The organism is Glutamicibacter sp. NPDC055354, from assembly GCF_053644955.1.
Genome location: NZ_JBSHMB010000001.1, coordinates 2,183,963 through 2,203,341, shown reverse-complemented (window position 1 = coordinate 2,203,341; position 19,379 = coordinate 2,183,963). Strand labels below are relative to the sequence as shown.

Genomic DNA, 19,379 nt, shown 5'->3' with positions numbered 1-19,379 from the left:
GAACCAACCCCGGAACTGACTCCTGAACCGACTCCTGAACCGACTCCGGAACCAACTCCGGAACTGACTCCGGAACTGACTCCTGAACCGACTCCTGAACCAACTCCGGAACTGACTCCGGAACTGACTCCTGAACCGACTCCGGAACCGACTCCGGAACCGACTCCTGAACTGACTCCTGAACCAACCCCGGAACTGACTCCTGAACCAACCCCGGAACTGACTCCTGAACCAACCCCGGAACCGACTCCTGAACCAACGGTGGAGCCTACAGTCGAGCCGACTCCTGAACCAACCCCGGAACCGACTCCTGAACCAACCCCGGAACCAACCCCGGAACTGACTCCTGAACCGACTCCTGAACCGACTCCGGAACCAACTCCGGAACTGACTCCGGAACTGACTCCTGAACCGACTCCGGAACCAACTCCGGAACTGACTCCGGAACCAACTCCGGAACTGACTCCGGAACTGACTCCTGAACCGACTCCTGAACCGACTCCTGAACCAACCCCGGAACTGACTCCTGAACCAACCCCGGAACCGACTCCTGAACCAACTCCGGAACTGACTCCGGAACCAACTCCGGAACTGACTCCTGAACCAACTCCGGAACTGACTCCGGAACCAACTCCGGAACTGACTCGTGAACCAACTCCGGAACTGACTCCTGAACCAACGGTGGATCCTACGGTGGAGCCTTCAGTCGAGCCGACTGCAGAACCGACCCCGGAGCCGACTGCGGAACCAACCTCGGAACCAACGGTTGAGCCGGAAGACGACCAAGACGGATCTGGATTCCAGGTCATCATGGCACAAGAGGAAGGTGGATTCTTTGCGAATTACACCTTCGATATCAGCGGAGCTTCTGAAAGCGATCCAATAAGTTTCGAGGTGCGGCTCAACTGGCTTTGGGTGGATAACATGACGTACGAGGGGAACTGCGTTCCCTCGAACATGCGAGCTAATTCGTTCAGGCTTAGCTGCGAAGGTCCAGTGACTATAAAGCTGAAGCAGTTTTACCTCCTTGGGGGCCGGACTATTGCATTTGAAAGCCAAGGGAATTCGAAGGAGAAGTTCGAATTCAAGATTCCAGGACTCTAGGCGCAGCCCAATCGTCCTCCCATAGCCATTCCAGGGCCATGCGGAATCTGCGTCGCGGCTAGGATCGTTCCATGACTGAAAAATCACTTCCAGTGTTGCCGCCTATCAATGCAGAAGCTGCTGAACAGATGTGGTCTGCGTACCTGGAGAGCAAAGGGATTCCGCGGACCAAGGCGCCGCATCATGTCGCCGAATCGTTCGGTGATCATCCTGCGCTTGCCGATGAGCTTCTGGAAGAAATGCTGCACGGAACCAAGCGAGCGACTTCATCTCTGGCTAGCGATTATGCCTATTACGACGAACGTGTCCCGCAACCTGAAGACCACTGTATTGTCTGCGATGGACAAGGGCAGCCGCGAGCAATTTTGCGAGTACTTTCCGTCGAGCGCTCCTCGTTCTTCGAGGTAGACGCGCAGTTTGCCGCGGCCGAGGGCGAAGGGGATCTCTCGCTGGAATACTGGCGCGCAGAACATGAAAAATTCTGGCGCCGTACCCAGAAGTCCATAGGAATCGACTGGAACCCTGAAGACACCGCCAACGCCGGGGGAGAGCTGGTCTTGGAACGCTTTGAAATTTGCTGGCCACAGGAGCATGCCGACTAGCCGGTCGAACTTCGTCACGCTGGCCTGCGGTCGAGAACGCGCGGGCGTAGGGTGGAAACAGAGGGTTTCCCGTGAAAGAAGCCCGGAAAAGAAAGGTTGAACATGTCGATTGTCGTCATCAATGCCCTATCGGTTCCCGGCGAAGCTGGACCGGAACTGGAGAAGCGTTTTGCTGTTCGCAAGCATTCGGTGGATTCCTCACCGGGGTTCGAAGGGTTCAAGTTGCTGCGTCCGGTCAATGGTGGAGACAAGTACTTCGTGTACACCCAGTGGGCAACCCGCGAGGACTTCGAGAACTGGCGTACCCAGCGCGCTGATGCGGCCCATGCTGGCAGCGATGCCAAGAAACCAGTGGCCAGCGGCGCTGAACTTCTCGAATTCGAGATCGTCGAATTCTAGGCGCAGCAGCCTGCGGGTAACGCCCCGATGCCTTCGTGGTATCGGGGCGTTATCTGCATCCAGGACCTTTTCGCCTACCTGCGTCCCTTGAACTTGCGCCGTGCCGAATCGGCCAGCAACGTAGCACCCAAAGCGATGCAAAGCAGTGCGCCGATCAAGAAAGTCATGTCGATGCCTTCCGGGCTGGCCTCGCCATTGAGTCCGGGGTGGGTGGCGATAATGGCCGCGGAAATCGCCGTGCCGAAGGAAGAACCTACAGTACGCAGCACCTGGTTGAAACTTACCGAGCTGCCTAGCTCCTTGGCCGCTACGCTGCGGGCGATCAATGCCGGCATGGCCGCATAGCTTGCGCCCATGCCGATGCCGAAGACCAGCATGCTCAGCAAGATCTCCCAGAGCGCCGAGTGGAGCAGCCAGAGCATGGTGCCTGCTGCGGCCATGATGATCGCTCCAATGGGAAGCATGACCTGGATGCCAACGCGTTTGGCAAGTATGCGCACCACGCGGTTGGCAGCCAAGCTGCCTACCGAGAGTGGGAAGATGACGAATCCTGCCCAGAAGACCGGCAGGCTCAGCCCGTATCCCGTTGCCGCATCTGCCTGGGCTACCAGTGATGATACGGACATGCCGATATACAATGCGGCGCCCAGGGCGATGGCCGAGATATTGGCCAAGAGGACTTCGCCCTGCTTGAGCGTGCGCAGATTTATCAGCGGGTGGCCAAGGCTGTTTTCTACCTTCACCCAGATGATCAGCACGATGACCGAGAAAGCGCCCAAAGCAAGCGTTGCAGGTGAAGCCCAGCCCCACTTGGGCCCCTCGGATACGGCCAGCAGCAGGCAGGTGAGCCCTAGGGCCAGCATGCCGGAGCCGGTGTAGTCGAAGGGGCGTTGCTCGGCCTGGGTGTCGGGGCCTGCCGGAACAACTTTCCACACCACGCAGAGGGTGGCCAGCACGAATAGCGCACCGAACCAGAAAGCGTAGGAGTAGTCGAAAATGCCAGCGATGATGCCGGTCAGTGGATAGCCGATGCCGATTCCGGAAGCAACCGTCACCGATAAGGTGGAGATGGTGTTCTGCACGTGCTCGGCCGCTACATAGCGCCTGGCGATGGCGATGGTGACCGGAACAATGCCGTAGGACAATCCCTGGAGCACGCGGCCGGCAAGAAACACGCCAAAGGTCGGTGCGGACGCTGCCATGACAGAACCCAGGAACATGGCCGCCAGCGAGACGAGCAGCAGCCGCTTCTTATGCGGTCCATCGCTGAGGCGTCCCATGATGGGTGTTGCCACGGCGCCGGCCAGCAGATTCACGGTGAGCATCCACTGGGCAGCGGCAATATCGACATTGAACCGCAAGGAAATCGAGGGGACCAGCAGCATGCCCAGCGAGGAGACGATTGCCGTGGCCAGCGCGGCGAAGACCAGCGTGGGCACCAGCGGGCTCTGGCTGGGTGCGTTGCGGCTCATGGGCGGACCGCGGTATTGATTTTCTTGAGCGCGGGCAAGGCGGAGCGGATCAGGGAACGGTCCTCCTCGCTCAGGTTCTCGCCCATGACTTGGAGCAGCGCGGTCCGGCCGAGCAGGATTTCCTGGTCCAGCTTTTGGCGGCCGGCATCGGTGAGCTGGAACCAGAGCTTGCGGCGGTCGGCCTCGTCCCGGTGCCGCTCGATCAGTCCGAGGCCTTCCAATTCCTTGGTCGTCAGCGAGATGGCCTGCTGGCTGACCCCGATGGCCTGGCTCATCCGGGCGGCACTGGCCCGGCCTTCGGTGGCCAAGGTGTGCAGGATTCCCAGTTTGCCCGGGGAGATGGATCGTGCCGTGCGTATCAGGCTCAGCAATGGCGAAAGCACCTCGTGCATTTGCTGGGGAAGGTCTGCGGGCTCGGGATCAATTTCCATAGCTATAGAATATAATTAACTTGTACAAGCTTCTTGTGGAATGCTCGTGAGGCTGCACACTGCCCCGATCCATCGGGCGCGAGAAGGCGGTACTCGCTCGCTTGGCCCCGCGGTCCGCGGGCATGTCGCCGCAGCAAGTGGTTGTCGCTGTGGTGCGCTCCTGATGGATTCCGGCTCGTGCCGCGCACCCCTGGCCCTGAGCCGGGACCGCGTGTGCGCCGCAGGGAAAATGCCTTCCGGACCCTGTTGGCCGGCATGTGCAAGACCTGGATGGGCTAGCGGGGGATCCGGTCGCGTGGCGCTTGGATGCCGGGGGTGTTCCGGGCGCCAGAAAACCCTTGACCGGCGTTCGGTAGGTGCTCTAGGCTTCAAGATAACCTGATATACCAGTCGGATACTAAGGGGTTCCGGCGGCCTGGACCGTGGTCCTGCGCGCCGGAAATCCCGCCGAACGGTGCAGGGATCAACTTCCATGCGTCCCGAACGAGGGGAAACCCCATTGATCTCCAATGAAACTGTCAGCAGCTACCTTGAGCGGCTTGCCTCGGGCGCCCCGACGCCAGGAGGGGGCGCGGCCGCGGGCCTGCATGCGGCGCAGGCCGCGGCATTGGTGTCCATGGTTGCCGAATTCACTTCCGGACCGCGGTACGCGGACGTCCAGGAGCAGGCCCAGCAGATTTCCGAGCATGCCCGGCTGCTGATGCGCCAGGGGCTCTTCGCCGCTCAGGAAGACGAAAGGCTGTTCGGCGCCCTGGGTGCCGCGTACAAGCTGCCCAAGGAAAGCAGCGAGCAGAAGTCGGAGCGCAGCGCGGCCATTCAAAACGCCACCATCGCCGCCGCCGCACCGCTGGTCTCTACCGTCGAGGCCTCCATTGAGGTCATCAAGCTGGGCCAGCGCCTGCTGCCCATTGGCAACCGATCGGTTCTCAGCGACGTGGTCGCCGCGGCCGAAGCTGCCCGGGCGGCCTTGGCTACCGCGCTGGCCACCCTGGAAATGAACATCTGCTCAATCAAGGACATCGCCCAGCGCGACCGGCTGGTCCAGACCGCCAGCCAGGCCAGCGAGGCGATCGCCCACGCCGAAGAGCTCAGCGCGCACGCCCGTGCGGTGGTGGCAGCATGACGGCACGCAATCTAGCCGGGCAGCCGGTGGCTGAAGCGATCCGCGCCCGCACCGCAGAACTGGTGGTGCGCATGGCCAGCGAGGGCACCAGTGTCCGGATCGCGGTCGTGCTGGCCACGGATAACGAGGCCACCGCCTGGTATGTGCGCTCGATCGAACGGGCCGCCGCGCAGCTCGGGGTGGACTGCCAGGTCGTGGACCTGACCGGGTCCGGCCAGGAGCAGCTGTCCGAAGCGATCACCGCCTTGAACGAGGACAGTTCGGTGCACGGAATCATCTTGCAGACCCCGTTGCCGCCAGGGGTGGATGCCGCGGCGCTGGTGGCGCTGATCGACCCGGCCAAGGACATTGACGGGGCCAATCCGCTGAGCCTGGGACGGCTCAGTGTCGGCCAGCCGGCCTTCGCCCCGGCTACCGCACGCTCGGTCATCGAGATCCTGGAGCACTACCGGATCCCGCTGCCCGGGCAGCATGTCGCGGTGGTCGGACGCTCTGCGGTGGTGGGCAAGCCGTTGGCCCAGCTGCTGCTGCAGCGCGATGCCACGGTGAGCATCTGCCATTCGAGGACCGTCGATCTGGCCCAGTTAACGAAGTCCGCCGCGGTGGTCGTCATGGCCGTGGGCAAGGCGAACCTGCTTACCGGCAGTGAGGTGGATGAAACCTCCGTGGTGATCGATGTCGGAACCAATGTCAACGCTGAAGGCAAGCTGGTGGGGGACGTCCATGCGGCATCGGTGCGCCCGCTGGTGCGGGCCCTGAGCCCGGTTCCGGGGGGCGTGGGCACGGTAACCACGGCGTTGCTGGTCCTTCATGCCGCGCAAGCCGCGGAGGCAAGCCTGCAGGCGGCCCCGGCGAAGGGAGCGCGCATGGCCGGACGCCGGTAGCTGGCTGGCCGGTGTTCCGGGTTCCGCTGCGGGCAAGCCAGCGTGCAGCGGAACCCGGAATGCCGGAACCGCAATTGCCATGGCGAAGCGAATTACGTGCACAGTGCACGCCGGAGGGGAACATGAACTGGGATCTGCCGCCGACCAGATGCACCACGTACCGCCGCCGCATCATCGATTGGGAGGTTGATGATGCGGTGGCTTTCTGCTGCCCGCCGGTTTTAGTTCGCCCGGGTTAATGCCGCTGGCCTGGCGATTTCTCCCCGGGCTCCCTTGCGTCTACCTTCGCTCGGAAACGGGCGCCAGGGCGTTCAAGGCCGCCTCGGATGCGGCCCCGCTGGGCGCGTTGCCGCGCAAGCACTGGATAGCTTCGCCAGTATGTCACGTAGGGAATTTTGGTGCCCGGAAGGCAGTTCAACCAAAGGGGATAGCTGCTGCGAAGAGCGGCAGGCACCCGCAATGCCGGACTTTGCTGAAGGGAAATGGAATGCCAACGCTGGGAATCATCGGAAGCGGGAATATCGGATCTGCAATCGCCCGATTGGCCGTTGCCGCGAATGTGAACGTGGTGATTGCGAATTCCCGCGGAGTCCAATCGCTGCAGGAACTCGTGGCCGAGCTGGGGCCGCTGGCCGCAGCCGGCACGGTTCAAGAGGTGGCCGAAGCGGGCGAAGCCGTGGTGCTGTCCATTCCGCTCGCTGCGGTACGTGAGCTGCCAGCCGGGTTGCTGCGCGGCAAGACAGTGCTGGACACCAGCAACTACTATCCATCCAGGGATGCACGCATTGCCGAACTCGACAGCGGGACGATGACGACCAGCGAACTGGTGGCGAGCTGGCTCGATGGTGCTCGCTATGTCAAAGCCTTCGGCAACATCCTGGCCCACCACATTCCGCTGCTGGCCCGTCCCGCCGAGGCTGCTGGCCGCTCTGGGCTTCCCATTGCCTCCGATGATTCCCAAGCGAAGGAGCAAGCAGCGGCAATCATCGAACGCCTCGGCTTCGATACGCTGGACGCGGGCGCGCTCGCGGAAACGTGGAAATTCGAGCCCGAATCCGCCGGATATACGCGCATCTACCTGGCGGATTCCACGACCCCGGATGACCAGCTGCTTTCCTCGATTCCAGCGCCAACACCAGCGGACCAGGTCAAGGCAGCACTGGATTCTGCGGCTCGCGTGAATGTTGCCGAACGCGCCTTCTGAGCGGCCCGTTGCCCTCCAGCGGAAGGCCATCCGCGGCCGCTATCGGCAGGGCACCCCTATTAAGAGGCATGAATGCATGGCGTACCGCCTCGGCGTGCAGGCAGCCACGCAGGTTAACGACGACAGGCCGGGCACCGCTCGCATGAGCGGTGCCCGGCCCCGGGTCACTTGCGTCTGGCCGCTAGCTGGCCGAAGTAGCCAGCGAAACTCCGCGCAAGCGGTCCATCTGCGGATCGTACAGCGGATCATCGACCACGGTGGCGGCAATCTGCTTGCCGAAGTACTCGATCGCCACCGGGTCACCGGTTTCCACCGAGATCGGCAGCCACGCGTAGGCGATCGGCTTGCGGACCGTGTATCCGTAGGCGGCGCTGGTGACGTAGCCGGAAGGCTTGCCATCCACGTAGACCGGTTCCTTGCCCAGGACCATGGACACGCCATCATCCACGGTCAGGCAGCGCAGGCGCTTGGTGGCCGCCGCGGCACGTTCGGCCAGCGCCGACTTGCCCACGAAGTCCGCGGTCTTGGCGGCCTTCACCGCGAAGCCCAAACCGGCCTGTTCCGGTTCGTGCTCGCTGGTCATATCGGTGCCGAAGGAACGGAAGCCCTTCTCCAGTCGCATGGAGTTGAACGCCTCGCGCCCGCCGGCAATGATGCCGTGCTCCTGCCCGGCTTCGAAGATCGCATCCCAGAGCTTGGCGCTGACATCCGCCGAGGCGTAGAGCTCCCAGCCGAATTCGCCCACGTAGGACAGGCGCATCGCGGTGACCGGGATGCCGGCGATGGAGATCTGCTTGGTGCGGAAGTACTTCAGCCCCTCGTTGCCCATATCATCGTCGCTGATCTTGGCCATGACCTGTGGAGCCAGCGGGCCCCACAGACCGATGCAGGAAGTCCCGGCGGTGATATCGCGAACTGCCACCCACTGGCCCGGGTTGGCCTCATTGAACTTGCGCGCTTCGCGGTCCAGGTAGGCGACATCCACGTTGGAGTTGATGCCGGCCTGGTAGACCTGCTCGGAGAGCCGGGCCACAGTGATGTCGCTGGTGATGCCGCCGGCATGGTCCAGCAGCAGGGTGTAGCTGACCATGCCCGGGGCACGCAGCATATTCGCCGTGGTCAAGCCCTGGAGCATCGGCCCGGCACCTGGGCCGGTGACTTCCACGCGCTTGAGCGGGGTCATGTCGAACATGGCCACCGCGGTGCGGGTCTTCCAGGCTTCCACCGCGGCAATCGGCGAGTGGAACTTGCTTGACCAGCTGTCGCGCTCCGGGGCCGCCCACTCCGCCGGCAATTCATCGAGCAGCGCGGCGTTGGCCTCGTACCAGTGCGGGCGCTCCCAGCCGGTGCCCTCCAGGAAGAAGGCGCCCAGCTTCTGCTGGCGGGAGTAGAACGGGCTGGTGCGCACGGCGCGGGGCTTGGTGCGCGGTTCCAGCGGGTGGCGGACATCGTAGATTTCCACGAAGTTCTGCTGCGAGGTCTCGCTGACGTACTCCCTGGTGGTTTGCACGTCCTCGAAGCGGTTCAGATCGCAGTCGCTCAGGTCCGTCGTGGAGGTGCCGGTGGTGATCAGCTCGGCCACGGCCTTGGCGATGCCCGGCGCGTGGGTGACCCACACGGCCTCGGCCGCGTAGAAGCCGTCCACTTCCCTGGACTGGCCTACCAGCGAGCCGCCGTCCGGGGTGAAGGAGAAGATGCCGTTGAAGCCGCGCTGGATCCGGGTATTGCGCAGATCCGGCAGCAGCTCCTGGCTGGCTTCCCATTCGGCGGCGAAGTCCTGCGGGGTGAAGTCCAGCGAGGAAGGCATCCGCTCGTGGGTGATCTCTTCCGGGCGGTAGGCCTGCAAGGTGTCCAGATCCACCGGCATCGGACGGTGGGCGTAGGAGCCGATGCCGATGCGATCTCCCCACTCGCGGTAGTAGAGGTCGCGGTCCTGGTAGCGCAGGATCGGGCGGCTGGCACCGGCCGGCAGCTCGTTGACTCCGGCCAGCGACGGCGCCGGGGTGCTCCAGGCGAACTGGTGGCCCAGCGGCAGCAGCGGGATCGAGGTGCCCACCATCCTGCCGATATTCGGTCCCCAGAAGCCTGCGCAGGAGACCACGATGTCCGCTGCGAAGCGCTCCTCGCCGCAGATGACCGCGGCGACCTTGCCGCCGGAGACCTCGATATCGGTGACGATGGTGCGGTCGCGGAACTCGACTCCCGCGGCCTTGGCGCGTTCCATGACCAGCGCGGTGCCCTTGGCGGCCAGGGCCAGCCCGTCGCCCGGGGTGAACAGGCCGCCCAGGACCTTCTCCGGGTTGAGCATCGGGAACTTCGCCAGGCAGGCGGCGACGTCGATGACTTCGGCGTCGACCCCGTAGGAGCGGTTCCAGCCGGCACGGCGATGCAGGTCGGCCAGGCGCTCATCGGTGGTGGCGATTTCCAGCCCGCCCACCGGAAGGAAGGAACCGCGCCCGTCGGCGCCCACCAGGCCGGTGAGCTTCTCGATGGTGTACTGCGCGAATTCGGTCATGGACTTGGACGGGTTGGACGAGAAGACCAGGCCCGGGGCGTGCGAGGTGGAGCCGCCGGGAAGATCCAGCGGACCTTGCTCGATGACCAGGGTATTGGTGTGGCCCAGCGCGGCCAGTTCGTCTGCGAGGTTGGCGCCGACGATGCCGGCGCCGATGATGAGGATCCGAGGGGAAAGACGGGACATGGGGACTCCTTGAAAGCTGATGGTGTGGTGGTGGCCGGCGCGCTAGGCGTCGATGACCAGGTCCGATTGGGCGGTGGAGCAGCAGGGCAGGAATTTCCCGGCCGCGATTTCACGGGCGCGGATGCCGCCCTGGTGGTTCATCGCCACCTCGCCTTCGAGCTTGACGACCTTGCACGAGCCGCACATGCCCTCCTGGCAGTTGGCGCCGATGCGCACCCCGGCCCGCTGGGCGACACCCAGGATGTGCTCCTGGGAACTGATCCGGACATTCACCGCGGTGCGCAGGAAGGTCATGGTCAGCTCGCCTTCGCCCACGGTGGGGAAGGAAGCGGTATCCGGCGGGTCCTGCGCGGGAACCAGCGGTGAGGCCGGCGGCAGCGGGGCATTGGAATCGACCGCCACCAGCTTCTGGCCGCTGGCATCGATGGTGCCGCTCTGGTCGTACTCCGGTTCGTACATCCCCAGCTCCGGCGGCTGGCTCTCGTAGAACTCCTCCACGGATTCGGCCACCTCCTCGGCGATGGACCCGGCCAGGGCGATTTCCTCCTGGTATTCGAGCAGCGTCTTGCGGTCCCCGGAGAAGAACTCCATGAACACCGAGGTGTCATCCACCCCGGCCTCGCGCAGCAATTGGGTGGCCGAATTCAGGTAGCCTTCCGGCCCGCAGGCGAACACCTTGCGGCCATTGGCATCCGGGGCCACCGCATCGATCATTGCCGTGGTCAGCCGCCCGGCAAAGCCCTTCCAGCTCTTGGGCTTGGCCCGGTCGCCCAGCGAGTAGAACACCTTGATCCGCGAATCGACCTGCGCGATGTATTCCAGCTCGGGCCAGAAGGCGAAGTCCCCGGGCACGGTGCCGTGGCAGAGCACCACCACATCGGCCTGGCCGGGCAGCGAGTGGATGGTGCGCACCATCGACATGATCGGGGTGATCCCGGCTCCGGCCGCAAGGAACAGGTAGCGGGCGCGCCGGTCGGAATCTCCCAGGTGGAAGGCGCCCACCGGGCCGAGCATCTCCAGCACCATGCCCGGACGCAGGTTCTCATGCGCCCAGGAGGAGACCAGGCCCTTGGGATCGCGCTTGATGCTGACATTGAAGGTCCAGGGCACGGTGGGCGCGCTGGAAATCGAGTAGCTGCGGTCCACCGGGTCCTGGTCTTCGCCATGCACCGGGAAGGCGATGTTCAGGTACTGCCCGGCGCGGAAGGCCAGCGGGGCGCCGTCGGCGCGGCGGAAGACGAAGGTCATCAGCCCGCCGGCTTCCTCGATGGTCTGCACGCATTCGGCCAGGAACTCCTGGGGGTGCCAGGGTCCCAGCGCGCGGGCCGCGCTCGCCGGGCCTTCCTGGGAACTGAGGACCCGGTTCCACGGCATTTCCAGCCCGCGGATGCGCTGGGCCGCTACGCTCGATGCCAGCTGGGCGCCTGCGCTCATGCCAGGTGCTCCAGCACGCGCTGGGTATACCAGTTGATGAACGCCTCGACCTGGTATTCGCTCTTCATGTACGGGCCCGGCTGGTAGGCGGGGCTGGCTGCGCCCTTCTGGCACAGCTCGACGAAGGCCTTGTCCTGCAGGTTGGTCTGCTTCCAGGTGTGGGTGAGCTTCTCCAGATCGTAGTCGTCTCCTTCGACCGCGTCATCGGCCACCAGCCAGGTGGTGCGCACCAGGGTCTGGTGCGCGTTGATCGGGAAGGCGGCGAAGGTGATCACGTGGTCGGACTGGAAATGGAACCAGCTGTTGGGCTGCAGGTGCATGGAGCAGCGGCCCAGCCGGAAGTCGCGCAGCTCGCCGAGCAGCTTCTTGGACAGGCGGTGCCCGTCGGCGGAGAAGGATTCCCCGTCGCCGTCCAGGGATTCGCGGGAGATGCGGATGCCGGCGATGCGGGTGTCCAGCTGCTCCACGACCTCGTAGGGCAATCCGTAGCGGCGGCAGCGTTCCTCCAGGGCCGCCTGGGCTTGCTGGTTGCGTTCCCATACCTCTTCCAGGTGCGGCGGAACGGTGTCGTCGCTCAGCCCCCAGGTGGGGAACAGCGAGCAGGCCAGCTCGGGGTGCCCGTCGCAGTGGTAGCACTCGCGGTTGTTCTCCATCACCAGCTTCCAGTTGCCCTCCTCGATGATGTCCTGCTGGTAGGCGACCTTGGCGCGGGCGATATCGTGCGGGGCCAGGTAGGGCTCGAAGATGCCGGCGACCTCGTCGAAGTCCGCCGGCGGGTCCTGGGCCAGGGAAACGAAGACCAGCCCGGCATGGACCCGGCCGTGGGCGCGCTTGAGCGCGAAGCAGCTCTTGTCGAACTTGCCTTCGCCCGGGGCGGAGGCGTGGATCAGGTCCCCTTCGGGGGAGTAGGTCCACGAGTGGTAGCCGCAGACCAGGTTCCCGGTGCTGCCCGAATCTTCGGTGAGCACGCGGGCGCCGCGGTGCCGGCAGACGTTGTGCAGCACGTTGACCCCGCCCTCCTCGGTGCGCAGCACGATCAGCGAATGCGGACCGTAGTCCACGGTCACGTAGTCCCCGGGCTCGGGGATCTCGGCAATGCTCGCGGCGAACAGCCAGTGGGTCCCGAAGATGGCCTGCATTTCGACATCGAATACTGAGGGGTCGGTGTACAGCGGGGCTTCGAGCGAGTAGCCCTTGCGCCGGTTGCGGAAGAGTTCGGTGATCTCGGCGAGCTGTTCTTGGTTCACCGACGTAGCGAGCTTCCCACGCGTAGTGCGCGGTGCGCTTACCGAAGCGGTCATCTGTTACTCCTTGGAACACGACGCGGCTGGCGTCCTCGGGCTGTGGTTGCGCGGGCCGATGTGAGGCCGGTCACCGCATGAATCGAGACTAGGAAGAAATAGTCGGCAAGAAAAGCGCAAGAAATTGAACGGAACCGTGCACAATTGGTGCATGATCGATCCACGCTTCGCCACCCTGCGGGTCTTCTCCTCCACGGGCTCGGTAGCGCGCACCGCGGAACTGACCGGCTATTCGGCCTCGGCGGTCTCCGCGCAGCTGCGCGAACTGCAGCGCACCCTGGGCATCAAGCTGATCACCAAGGAGGGCCGCGGGGTGCGGCTGACCTCCGCGGGCCGGCATTTCGTTGCGGGCCTGGACGGGATTGTGACGCAATGGGAGCTGCTCGCGGCGTCCGCGCGCAACGCCTCCGGGCAGGTGCAGGGGCAGTTCGGCCTGGGCGGTTTCTCCACCGCTGCCGCGCAGCTGCTTGCCCCGCTGGCCGCGAACCTGCGAGCCACTCGGCCCGATACCGAAGTGCAGCTGATCGAAGCGCAGCCGCAGCGCTGCCTGGACTTGCTGCTCGCGGAGCGGATCGACCTGGCCGTGATCGTGGCCAGCCAGACGTCCGCGGGTTCTGCCGCCAGGGACCGGTTCGAGCAGACCGTGCTGCTCGATGACCCGCTGGATGTGGTGCTGCCCGCCACGCACCGGCTGGCGCAGCACAAGTCCGTGGCCCTGGAGGACCTGGCCGATGACCCGTGGATCTCCGAATCCGGGCAGTCGGTCTACCGGGCGCTGTTCGTTGCCGCCTTCACTTCGCTGGGGGTCACCCCGCACATCGCCCACGAGGCGGTGGAGTGGGAAACCATGATCGCGTTCATCGGGGCGGGCCTGGGCGTGGGGCTGCTGCCCCGGCTGGCCACCCTGGGCGATGCGCAGAACGTGGTGCGCCGCCGGATTTCCGGGGCGGCCAAGCCCTCGCGGCGCATCGTGGCGGTGACCCGCAAGGGCAGCCGCGGCTCGCCGCTGATCGAGGAATCCCTGGATATCCTGCAGCGCACCGCCAAGGACATCATTTCCCTGCGCTCGGCCGAGGAACTGGACGGGTAGCCGGCCGCTGGCGGGCTGCCGGACCCGGCGGATTTCAGGCCGGGCTATTGACATGGATCACATCCAGTGGTCAGACTTGGGCACATCCGATTTGGTATCCAACTGATATTTCAAGGAAGTGGTCCGCTATGGGCAACTTGGCAGTAAGCTACGCCGGGGCAGGCAAGGTCGAGCTGATCGACACCCCGTACCCCGAATTCGAATTGAAGGACGGGCCCGGGGTCCACCCGGCAAACGTCGGGCGGCAGGTGCACCACGGGGTCATCCTGCGCACCATCGCCACCAACATCTGCGGTTCGGACCAGCACATGGTCCGCGGCCGCACCACCGCGCCCGTCGGGTTGGTGCTGGGCCACGAGATCACCGGCGAAGTGGTGGAAGTAGGCCGCGATGTGGAATTCCTCAAGGTCGGCGACGTCGTCTCGGTGCCCTTCAACATCTCCTGCGGCCGCTGCCGCAACTGCAAGGTCGGGCAAACCGGCATCTGCCTGAACGTCAATCCCGACCGCCCCGGTTCCGCCTACGGCTACGTGGACATGGGCGGCTGGGTGGGTGGCCAGGCCGAATACGTGCTGGTGCCCTACGCTGACTGGAACGCCCTGAAATTCCCCGACCGCGACCAGGCCATGGAGAAGATCCTGGACCTGGCCATGCTCTCGGACATCTTCCCGACCGGCTACCACGGAGCCATCGGCGCCGGGGTCACCGTCGGCTCCACCGTCTATGTCGCCGGCGCCGGCCCGGTGGGCCTGGCCGCGGCCACCTCCGCGCAGCTGCTGGGTGCGGCCACCGTGATTGTCGGGGACCTGAACGCCGACCGGCTGGCCCAGGCGCGCAGCTTCGGCTGCGAGACCGTGGACGTCTCGCAGGGCGACCCGGCCGAGCAGATCGCCCAGATCCTGGGCGTGCCCGAGGTCGACTGCGGCATCGACGCGGTGGGCTTCGAGGCGCGCGGGCACGGGCACGACGCTGGCAAGGAGCAGCCTGCCACGGTGCTCAATTCGCTGATGGAAATCACCCGTGCCGGCGGCAGCCTGGGCATCCCGGGACTCTATGTCACCGGGGATCCGGGCGCCGAGGACGAAGCGGCCAAGGTCGGTTCGCTGTCCATGCGCTTCGGCCTGGGCTTCGCCAAGTCCCACACCTTCGTCACGGGCCAGTGCCCGGTGATGAAGTACCACCGCGGGCTGATGCAGGCGATCCTCTCGGACAAGGTCTCGATTGCCAAGAACGTCAACGCCACGGCCATTGGCTTGGACCGGGCCCCGCAGGGCTACGCGGCCTTCGACGAAGGCGCCGCGCAGAAGTTCGTGCTCGACCCGCACGGGCTGATCAGCGCCTGATCCGCGCTTGACGCGCAATTAACCGCTGACCGCCGTGCAGGCCGGGAACAATTCCCGGCCTGCACGGCGCACTTCCGGCCGGCTCTTGAGCCCGGCCGATTTGCCGGCCCCGGCCACCACTCACGAGCAGCCCCGGGACCCCGGCTGATTCGGCGCGCCCGCATTCCCCTGCCGGCCCGCCACCTATTGCCTTTATTGAAGGAAACCGAAATGAAACGCACTGAGCAACCCGTGAACGACCTGGTCAGCGAGCTGCACTCGGCTCGCCGGCGCCGGCCCAGAAGATACCTGTCCTCCGGCACCGACTACTGGGTCTTCGGCATTGCCGGACTCCTCGCCCTGGCGTTCATCGCCTGGGGCTTCGCCTCGCCCGAAGGGCTGGGCTCCGCGGCCGGGAAGGCCCTGGACTGGGTCATCACGAACACCGGCTGGGTCTTCGTGATCGCCGCGACCGTTTTCACCCTGTTCGTGCTGGTGGTCGCGGCCAAGAGCTTCGGGCGCATCCCGCTGGGCAAGGACGGGGAGAAGCCGCAGTTCAGCACGGTTTCCTGGATCTCGATGATGTTCGCCACCGGCATGGGCATCGGCCTGGTCTTCTACGGGGTGGGCGAGCCGCTCTACTTCTACATGTCCCCGCCGCCGGAAACCGTGGGCGGGCAGACCTCGGCCGCGGTGGGCACGGCCATGGGCACCACCATGTTCCACTGGACGCTGTTCCCCTGGGCCATGTACGCGATTGTCGGGCTGGGCATGGCCTACGGCAGCTTCCGGCTGGGCCGCCCGCAGCTGTTCTCCTCGATGTTCACCTCGATCTTCGGCGAAAGGGTCGTCCACGGCTGGGGCGGGAAGACGATCAACATCCTGGCTATCCTGGCCACGCTTTTCGGCTCGGCCTGCTCGCTGGGGCTCGGCGCGCTGCAGATCGGCGGAGGCATCCAGTCCGCCGGGCTGCTGTCCTCGGTGGGTTCCGGGGTCCTGGTGCTGATCATTGCGGTCCTCACCGCCTTGTTCGTGGCTTCGGCCGTCTCAGGAATCGAGCGCGGCATCCAGTGGCTGTCCAATATCAACATGGTGCTGGCGGTGATCCTGGCGCTGATCGTGTTCATCGGCGGACCGACGCTGTTCATCCTGAATGTGATTCCCAATGCGGTGGGCTCCTTCATCGCGGACCTGCCGGAAATGGCATCGCGGACCGCGGCTTCCGGGGACGGCGACATGGCCGCCTGGCTTTCCTCCTGGACCATCTTCTACTGGGCCTGGTGGGTTTCCTGGACCCCGTTCGTTGGCCTGTTCATCGCGCGGATCTCGCGCGGGCGCAGCATCCGCCAGTTCGTCACCGGGGTGCTGCTGGTACCTTCCACCGTCACGCTGTTCTGGTTCGCCATCTTCGGCGGCGGCGCCATCGGCCTGCAGGAACGGGCCGAACGCAACGGGGACATGGGCCAGGCGCTGGCCCAGATGGTGGACGGGGCCCCGGACATCGACTTCAACTCGGTGCTCTTCGAGCTGCTGGGCGCACTGCCGTTCCCCGAGTGGTTCTCCATCGCGCTGATGGCCCTGGCCGTGGTGCTGATTGCCATCTTCTTCGTCACCGGGGCGGACTCCGCCTCGATCGTGATGGGCGCGCTGAGCGAACGCGGCGCGCAGGAACCCTCGAAGAAATCGGTGGTCTTCTGGGGCGTCTCGGTCGGAGCGGTGGCCGCGGTCATGCTGCTGGCCGGCGGGGACCATCCGGCGGCGGCCCTGAACGGGCTGAAGAACATCACCATCGTCTCGGCGCTGCCCTTCGTGCTGGTGATGCTGCTGCTGTGCGTGGCGCTGTGGAAGGACCTGTGCCGTGATCCGCTGGTGCTGCGCGGCAAGGTGGCGATGGAGGTGCTGGAGCAGGCGGTGGATGACGGAATCGACCGCCACGAAGGCGAGCAGTTCAGCCTGATGACCAGGGAGAACTCCATTGTGGCCGCGTCGGGCCTGCCGGCTGGAGACCGGCCGGAGCCGGTGGCCCAGGAGCTGGAAGCCCCGGTGCGCGAACCGCAGCCGCGGCCCGAAACTGATCTGGAACCCGAGGGCGCCGGCCGCTAGCGACCGGTTCGCGTCCCCGGCACCCAGCTAGGGGGCGCGGCGCAGGGCCTGCTCGAAGTGGGCCACATGCTCGGAGACCAGCCGCGCTGCCAGCTGCGCGTCGCCGTCGAGGATGGCGCGCAGCAGGGCCGAATGCTCGGAAATGTGCTCTGCGATCGGAGGCATCTGGTCGATGACCAGGCACCAGATCCGGGTCACCAGATTATCCAGGCGTACCAGGGTTTCCTCCAGGTACTTGTTGGCCGCCGCTTTGTAGATGAGCCGGTGGATGCGCACATCCAGCAGCAGCAGCGAACGCTGGTCCAGGGCGGGATCCAGGGCATCGATCTGCTGCAGGTAACTGGCCAGCTGCTCGCGGATCTGCGGGTCCTTGTTCGCGGCCGCGTTGCGCGCGGCCAGCGGCTCGAGCACCTGGCGCATTTCGGAGATGTAGTTCAGCTCATGGAAATCCACGGCCGTGGCGAAGGTGCCGCGGCGCGGATAGGACACCACCAGATGGTCGGTTTCCAGCCGCTTGAGAGCCTCGCGCATCGGGGTGCGCCCAATGCCCAGTTCTTCGGCCAGCTGCGGCTCGTGGATCGGGTGCGTCGGAGCGATTTCGAGCAGCACCAGCCGGTCGCGCAATGCGTTGTAGGCTCGATCAGCCATCGAGCCTTGCTCGGTGGCGGCGCTGGTCAGTTCGGTGGGCCTTGGCATATCGCTCTCTATCACTGTTCAAAAATCAATTGCCGACACACAAAGAGTATCGCCCCGGCTTCGATTTGGGCGCTTTTCCTGTGCCGATGCGCTCAACAGCCCTTGGCTTGCCGGCGAACGGCAGAGCGGAAAACTGTACTGGGGGCGCTGGGAAAGGCGCCAGGAAGAACCGCCGGAAAAGTTGTTGACGCTGTGCTGAAGCACACATAGTATTGTGATCATCAATTGATATATCAGTATCCGGCCAGAGGTTGGCGAGTCTGCCCGCAGCTGCTTCCGAAGGCAGGGGCGGCGCGCAGTTCGCTGGGAAAACTCAGGCCGGACGGCTTTGAATCCGCGGCGCAGAGCACTGCGCGGAAGCCAGGTGCAACCGCATGAAAATCCCCCGAAAAACCACTACGAGCCATGGCGAAGCTAATGCCATCTCGGCGAAACCAAGGAGCGGCACGATGACCGAACCGAACAACAAGTATGTCCTGACCCTCACCTGCGCCGAGCGCCCGGGCATCGTGCATGCGGTCACCGGGTTGCTGCTCAAGCACCATGGCGACATCCGGGAGCTCAAGCAGCATGACGACCAGCTTTCCGGGACGCTCTTCATGCGCATCGAATTCGAGGTCGCCGCGGCGGAGGATATCCCCGCCGAGATCGCCGAACTCGAGTCGGGCCTCGGCCAGCTCGCCGATGAGCACCAGGCGACCTGGGGTTTGCGCCCGGCCGGCAACAAGAAGCGCGTGGTGGTGATGGTCTCCAAGTTCGGCCATTGCCTGCATGACCTGCTGTTCCGCGCCCGGATGGGGGAGTTGCCGGTGGAGATCGCGGCAGTAGTCTCCAACCACCCAGACCACCGGCAGCAGGTCGAGTGGAACGGGATTCCGTTCTTCCATATTCCTGTCACCCCTGAGACCAAGCCCGAGGCCGAGTCCAAGCTGATGGACCTGGTGGAGCGCTTCGAGGTGGATCTGGTGGTGCTGGCCCGCTACATGCAGGTGCTCTCCGATGACCTCACCCGCAAGCTCACCGGCCGGGCCATCAATATCCACCATTCGTTCCTGCCCTCTTTCAAGGGGGCCAAACCCTACCACCAGGCCTTTGAGCGCGGGGTGAAGACCGTGGGCGCCACGGCGCACTACGTGAATTCGGAGCTGGACGAGGGGCCGATCATCACCCAGCGCGTCCAGGAAGTGGACCACAGCTACGCGCCCGAGCACCTGGTGGCCGCCGGACGCGATACCGAGTGCAAGGCCCTGTCCGATGCGGTGCGCTGGCACTGCGAAGACCGGGTCTTCCTCAGCGGCTCGCGCACCGTGGTGCTGCGCTAGCACCCTCCGGGCCAAAGGCCCCGGCGGGGATTCGACGGACATCATATGACGATGCCCGCCGAACCCGGCCGGGGTCTTTGCTGTTGCCCGCCGTTTGGGCCCGGAGGCGCTCGACCGGTGGCGAAAAGGCCGGGAAGACAGAGCGGTCGAATGCAGGGACACGGAAGTTTTCCCAAGTTAACCTAGGAATT

The 19,379-nt window shown here is 65.0% G+C and carries 15 protein-coding genes and 1 pseudogene; 10 read left to right on the top strand and 6 right to left on the bottom strand.

Annotation, left to right across the window (positions count from 1 at the left end):
- From ACWICV_RS10205 to ACWICV_RS10195, 3 genes and pseudogenes are all read left to right on the top strand, one after another.
- Positions 1 to 1,104, top strand: a pseudogene (locus ACWICV_RS10205) (hypothetical protein); the annotation flags it as partial.
- Between the two features lie 71 nt (positions 1,105 to 1,175).
- Entirely contained in the window at positions 1,176 to 1,706 is a 531-nt protein-coding gene (locus tag ACWICV_RS10200; RefSeq protein ID WP_402471638.1) for an ASCH domain-containing protein, read from the top strand.
- A gap of 102 nt (positions 1,707 to 1,808) precedes the next feature.
- Positions 1,809 to 2,105: an antibiotic biosynthesis monooxygenase family protein gene (locus tag ACWICV_RS10195; protein WP_454090261.1), complete on the top strand. Its 297-nt coding sequence runs from the start codon at positions 1,809 to 1,811 to the stop codon at positions 2,103 to 2,105.
- A gap of 74 nt (positions 2,106 to 2,179) precedes the next feature.
- Here the strand turns inward: ACWICV_RS10195 and ACWICV_RS10190 are convergent, their stop codons facing one another.
- On the bottom strand, positions 2,180 to 3,577 hold the full coding sequence (locus ACWICV_RS10190) for an MFS transporter (protein WP_454090262.1): 1,398 nt from the start codon (positions 3,575 to 3,577) through the stop codon (positions 2,180 to 2,182).
- Positions 3,574 to 4,008, bottom strand: coding sequence for a MarR family winged helix-turn-helix transcriptional regulator (locus tag ACWICV_RS10185; RefSeq protein ID WP_454090263.1), 435 nt, complete (start codon positions 4,006 to 4,008; stop codon positions 3,574 to 3,576). The genes ACWICV_RS10190 and ACWICV_RS10185 overlap by 4 nt, the downstream gene beginning before the upstream one ends.
- A gap of 472 nt (positions 4,009 to 4,480) precedes the next feature.
- On the opposite strand from ACWICV_RS10185, the gene ACWICV_RS10180 reads away from it, so the two are divergent.
- The 3 genes from ACWICV_RS10180 (at position 4,481) to ACWICV_RS10170 (ending at position 7,219) form a co-directional block, all read left to right on the top strand.
- The gene (locus tag ACWICV_RS10180; RefSeq protein WP_402471627.1) at positions 4,481 to 5,131 is read left to right on the top strand and encodes a cyclodeaminase/cyclohydrolase family protein; all 651 of its coding nucleotides are present in this window, start codon (positions 4,481 to 4,483) and stop codon (positions 5,129 to 5,131) included.
- Complete coding sequence (locus ACWICV_RS10175; RefSeq protein WP_105662325.1) at positions 5,128 to 6,015, top strand: bifunctional 5,10-methylenetetrahydrofolate dehydrogenase/5,10-methenyltetrahydrofolate cyclohydrolase; 888 nt, start codon at positions 5,128 to 5,130, stop codon at positions 6,013 to 6,015. The genes ACWICV_RS10180 and ACWICV_RS10175 overlap by 4 nt, the downstream gene beginning before the upstream one ends.
- 487 nt (positions 6,016 to 6,502) lie before the next feature.
- Positions 6,503 to 7,219: an NADPH-dependent F420 reductase gene (locus ACWICV_RS10170; RefSeq protein ID WP_454090264.1), complete on the top strand. Its 717-nt coding sequence runs from the start codon at positions 6,503 to 6,505 to the stop codon at positions 7,217 to 7,219.
- A gap of 181 nt (positions 7,220 to 7,400) precedes the next feature.
- Here the strand turns inward: ACWICV_RS10170 and ACWICV_RS10165 are convergent, their stop codons facing one another.
- Genes ACWICV_RS10165 through ACWICV_RS10155 form a run of 3 tightly spaced genes read right to left on the bottom strand, consistent with a single transcriptional unit; the run spans position 7,401 to position 12,655 of the window.
- Entirely contained in the window at positions 7,401 to 9,920 is a 2,520-nt protein-coding gene (locus ACWICV_RS10165; RefSeq protein ID WP_454090265.1) for a GcvT family protein, read from the bottom strand.
- A 42-nt stretch (positions 9,921 to 9,962) separates the two neighbouring features.
- A complete protein-coding gene (locus ACWICV_RS10160) occupies positions 9,963 to 11,354 on the bottom strand; it encodes a flavin reductase family protein (protein WP_402471620.1) in 1,392 nt (463 codons plus the stop codon).
- Positions 11,351 to 12,655, bottom strand: a complete 1,305-nt coding sequence (locus ACWICV_RS10155) for an aromatic ring-hydroxylating oxygenase subunit alpha (RefSeq protein WP_454090266.1) — start codon at positions 12,653 to 12,655, stop codon at positions 11,351 to 11,353. The genes ACWICV_RS10160 and ACWICV_RS10155 overlap by 4 nt, the downstream gene beginning before the upstream one ends.
- 151 nt (positions 12,656 to 12,806) lie before the next feature.
- On the opposite strand from ACWICV_RS10155, the gene ACWICV_RS10150 reads away from it, so the two are divergent.
- The 3 genes from ACWICV_RS10150 to ACWICV_RS10140 all read left to right on the top strand — a co-directional run bounded on the left by ACWICV_RS10150 (position 12,807) and on the right by ACWICV_RS10140 (position 17,170).
- On the top strand, positions 12,807 to 13,745 hold the full coding sequence (locus tag ACWICV_RS10150; RefSeq protein ID WP_400290047.1) for a LysR family transcriptional regulator: 939 nt from the start codon (positions 12,807 to 12,809) through the stop codon (positions 13,743 to 13,745).
- Between the two features lie 128 nt (positions 13,746 to 13,873).
- Positions 13,874 to 15,088 carry a formaldehyde dehydrogenase, glutathione-independent gene (gene fdhA, locus ACWICV_RS10145; RefSeq protein ID WP_133833949.1) on the top strand — a complete coding sequence of 405 codons (1,215 nt, stop codon included), beginning with the start codon at positions 13,874 to 13,876 and terminating at the stop codon, positions 15,086 to 15,088.
- Between the two features lie 210 nt (positions 15,089 to 15,298).
- On the top strand, positions 15,299 to 17,170 hold the full coding sequence (locus tag ACWICV_RS10140; protein ID WP_105662331.1) for a BCCT family transporter: 1,872 nt from the start codon (positions 15,299 to 15,301) through the stop codon (positions 17,168 to 17,170).
- 27 nt (positions 17,171 to 17,197) lie between these two features.
- Here ACWICV_RS10140 and ACWICV_RS10135 read toward each other — a convergent pair whose 3' ends face one another.
- On the bottom strand, positions 17,198 to 17,866 hold the full coding sequence (locus ACWICV_RS10135; RefSeq protein WP_105658922.1) for a GntR family transcriptional regulator: 669 nt from the start codon (positions 17,864 to 17,866) through the stop codon (positions 17,198 to 17,200).
- Between the two features lie 449 nt (positions 17,867 to 18,315).
- Here ACWICV_RS10135 and purU point away from each other — a divergent pair, with 449 nt between their 5' ends.
- The gene (gene purU / locus ACWICV_RS10130; RefSeq protein WP_105658923.1) at positions 18,316 to 19,188 is read left to right on the top strand and encodes a formyltetrahydrofolate deformylase; all 873 of its coding nucleotides are present in this window, start codon (positions 18,316 to 18,318) and stop codon (positions 19,186 to 19,188) included.
- Positions 19,189 to 19,379 lie beyond the last annotated feature (191 nt).

Bases quoted from the DNA above. Each gene is read 5' to 3' on its own strand.
- ACWICV_RS10200 (WP_402471638.1), top strand. From the start codon at position 1,176: ATGACTGAAAAATCACTTCCAGTGTTGCCGCCTATCAATGCAGAAGCT.
- ACWICV_RS10195 (WP_454090261.1), top strand. From the start codon at position 1,809: ATGTCGATTGTCGTCATCAATGCCCTATCGGTTCCCGGCGAAGCTGGA.
- ACWICV_RS10190 (WP_454090262.1), bottom strand. From the start codon at position 3,577: ATGAGCCGCAACGCACCCAGCCAGAGCCCGCTGGTGCCCACGCTGGTC.
- ACWICV_RS10185 (WP_454090263.1), bottom strand. From the start codon at position 4,008: ATGGAAATTGATCCCGAGCCCGCAGACCTTCCCCAGCAAATGCACGAG.
- ACWICV_RS10180 (WP_402471627.1), top strand. From the start codon at position 4,481: ATGCGTCCCGAACGAGGGGAAACCCCATTGATCTCCAATGAAACTGTC.
- ACWICV_RS10175 (WP_105662325.1), top strand. From the start codon at position 5,128: ATGACGGCACGCAATCTAGCCGGGCAGCCGGTGGCTGAAGCGATCCGC.
- ACWICV_RS10170 (WP_454090264.1), top strand. From the start codon at position 6,503: ATGCCAACGCTGGGAATCATCGGAAGCGGGAATATCGGATCTGCAATC.
- ACWICV_RS10165 (WP_454090265.1), bottom strand. From the start codon at position 9,920: ATGTCCCGTCTTTCCCCTCGGATCCTCATCATCGGCGCCGGCATCGTC.
- ACWICV_RS10160 (WP_402471620.1), bottom strand. From the start codon at position 11,354: ATGAGCGCAGGCGCCCAGCTGGCATCGAGCGTAGCGGCCCAGCGCATC.
- ACWICV_RS10155 (WP_454090266.1), bottom strand. From the start codon at position 12,655: ATGACCGCTTCGGTAAGCGCACCGCGCACTACGCGTGGGAAGCTCGCT.
- ACWICV_RS10150 (WP_400290047.1), top strand. From the start codon at position 12,807: ATGATCGATCCACGCTTCGCCACCCTGCGGGTCTTCTCCTCCACGGGC.
- fdhA (WP_133833949.1), top strand. From the start codon at position 13,874: ATGGGCAACTTGGCAGTAAGCTACGCCGGGGCAGGCAAGGTCGAGCTG.
- ACWICV_RS10140 (WP_105662331.1), top strand. From the start codon at position 15,299: ATGAAACGCACTGAGCAACCCGTGAACGACCTGGTCAGCGAGCTGCAC.
- ACWICV_RS10135 (WP_105658922.1), bottom strand. From the start codon at position 17,866: ATGCCAAGGCCCACCGAACTGACCAGCGCCGCCACCGAGCAAGGCTCG.
- purU (WP_105658923.1), top strand. From the start codon at position 18,316: ATGACCGAACCGAACAACAAGTATGTCCTGACCCTCACCTGCGCCGAG.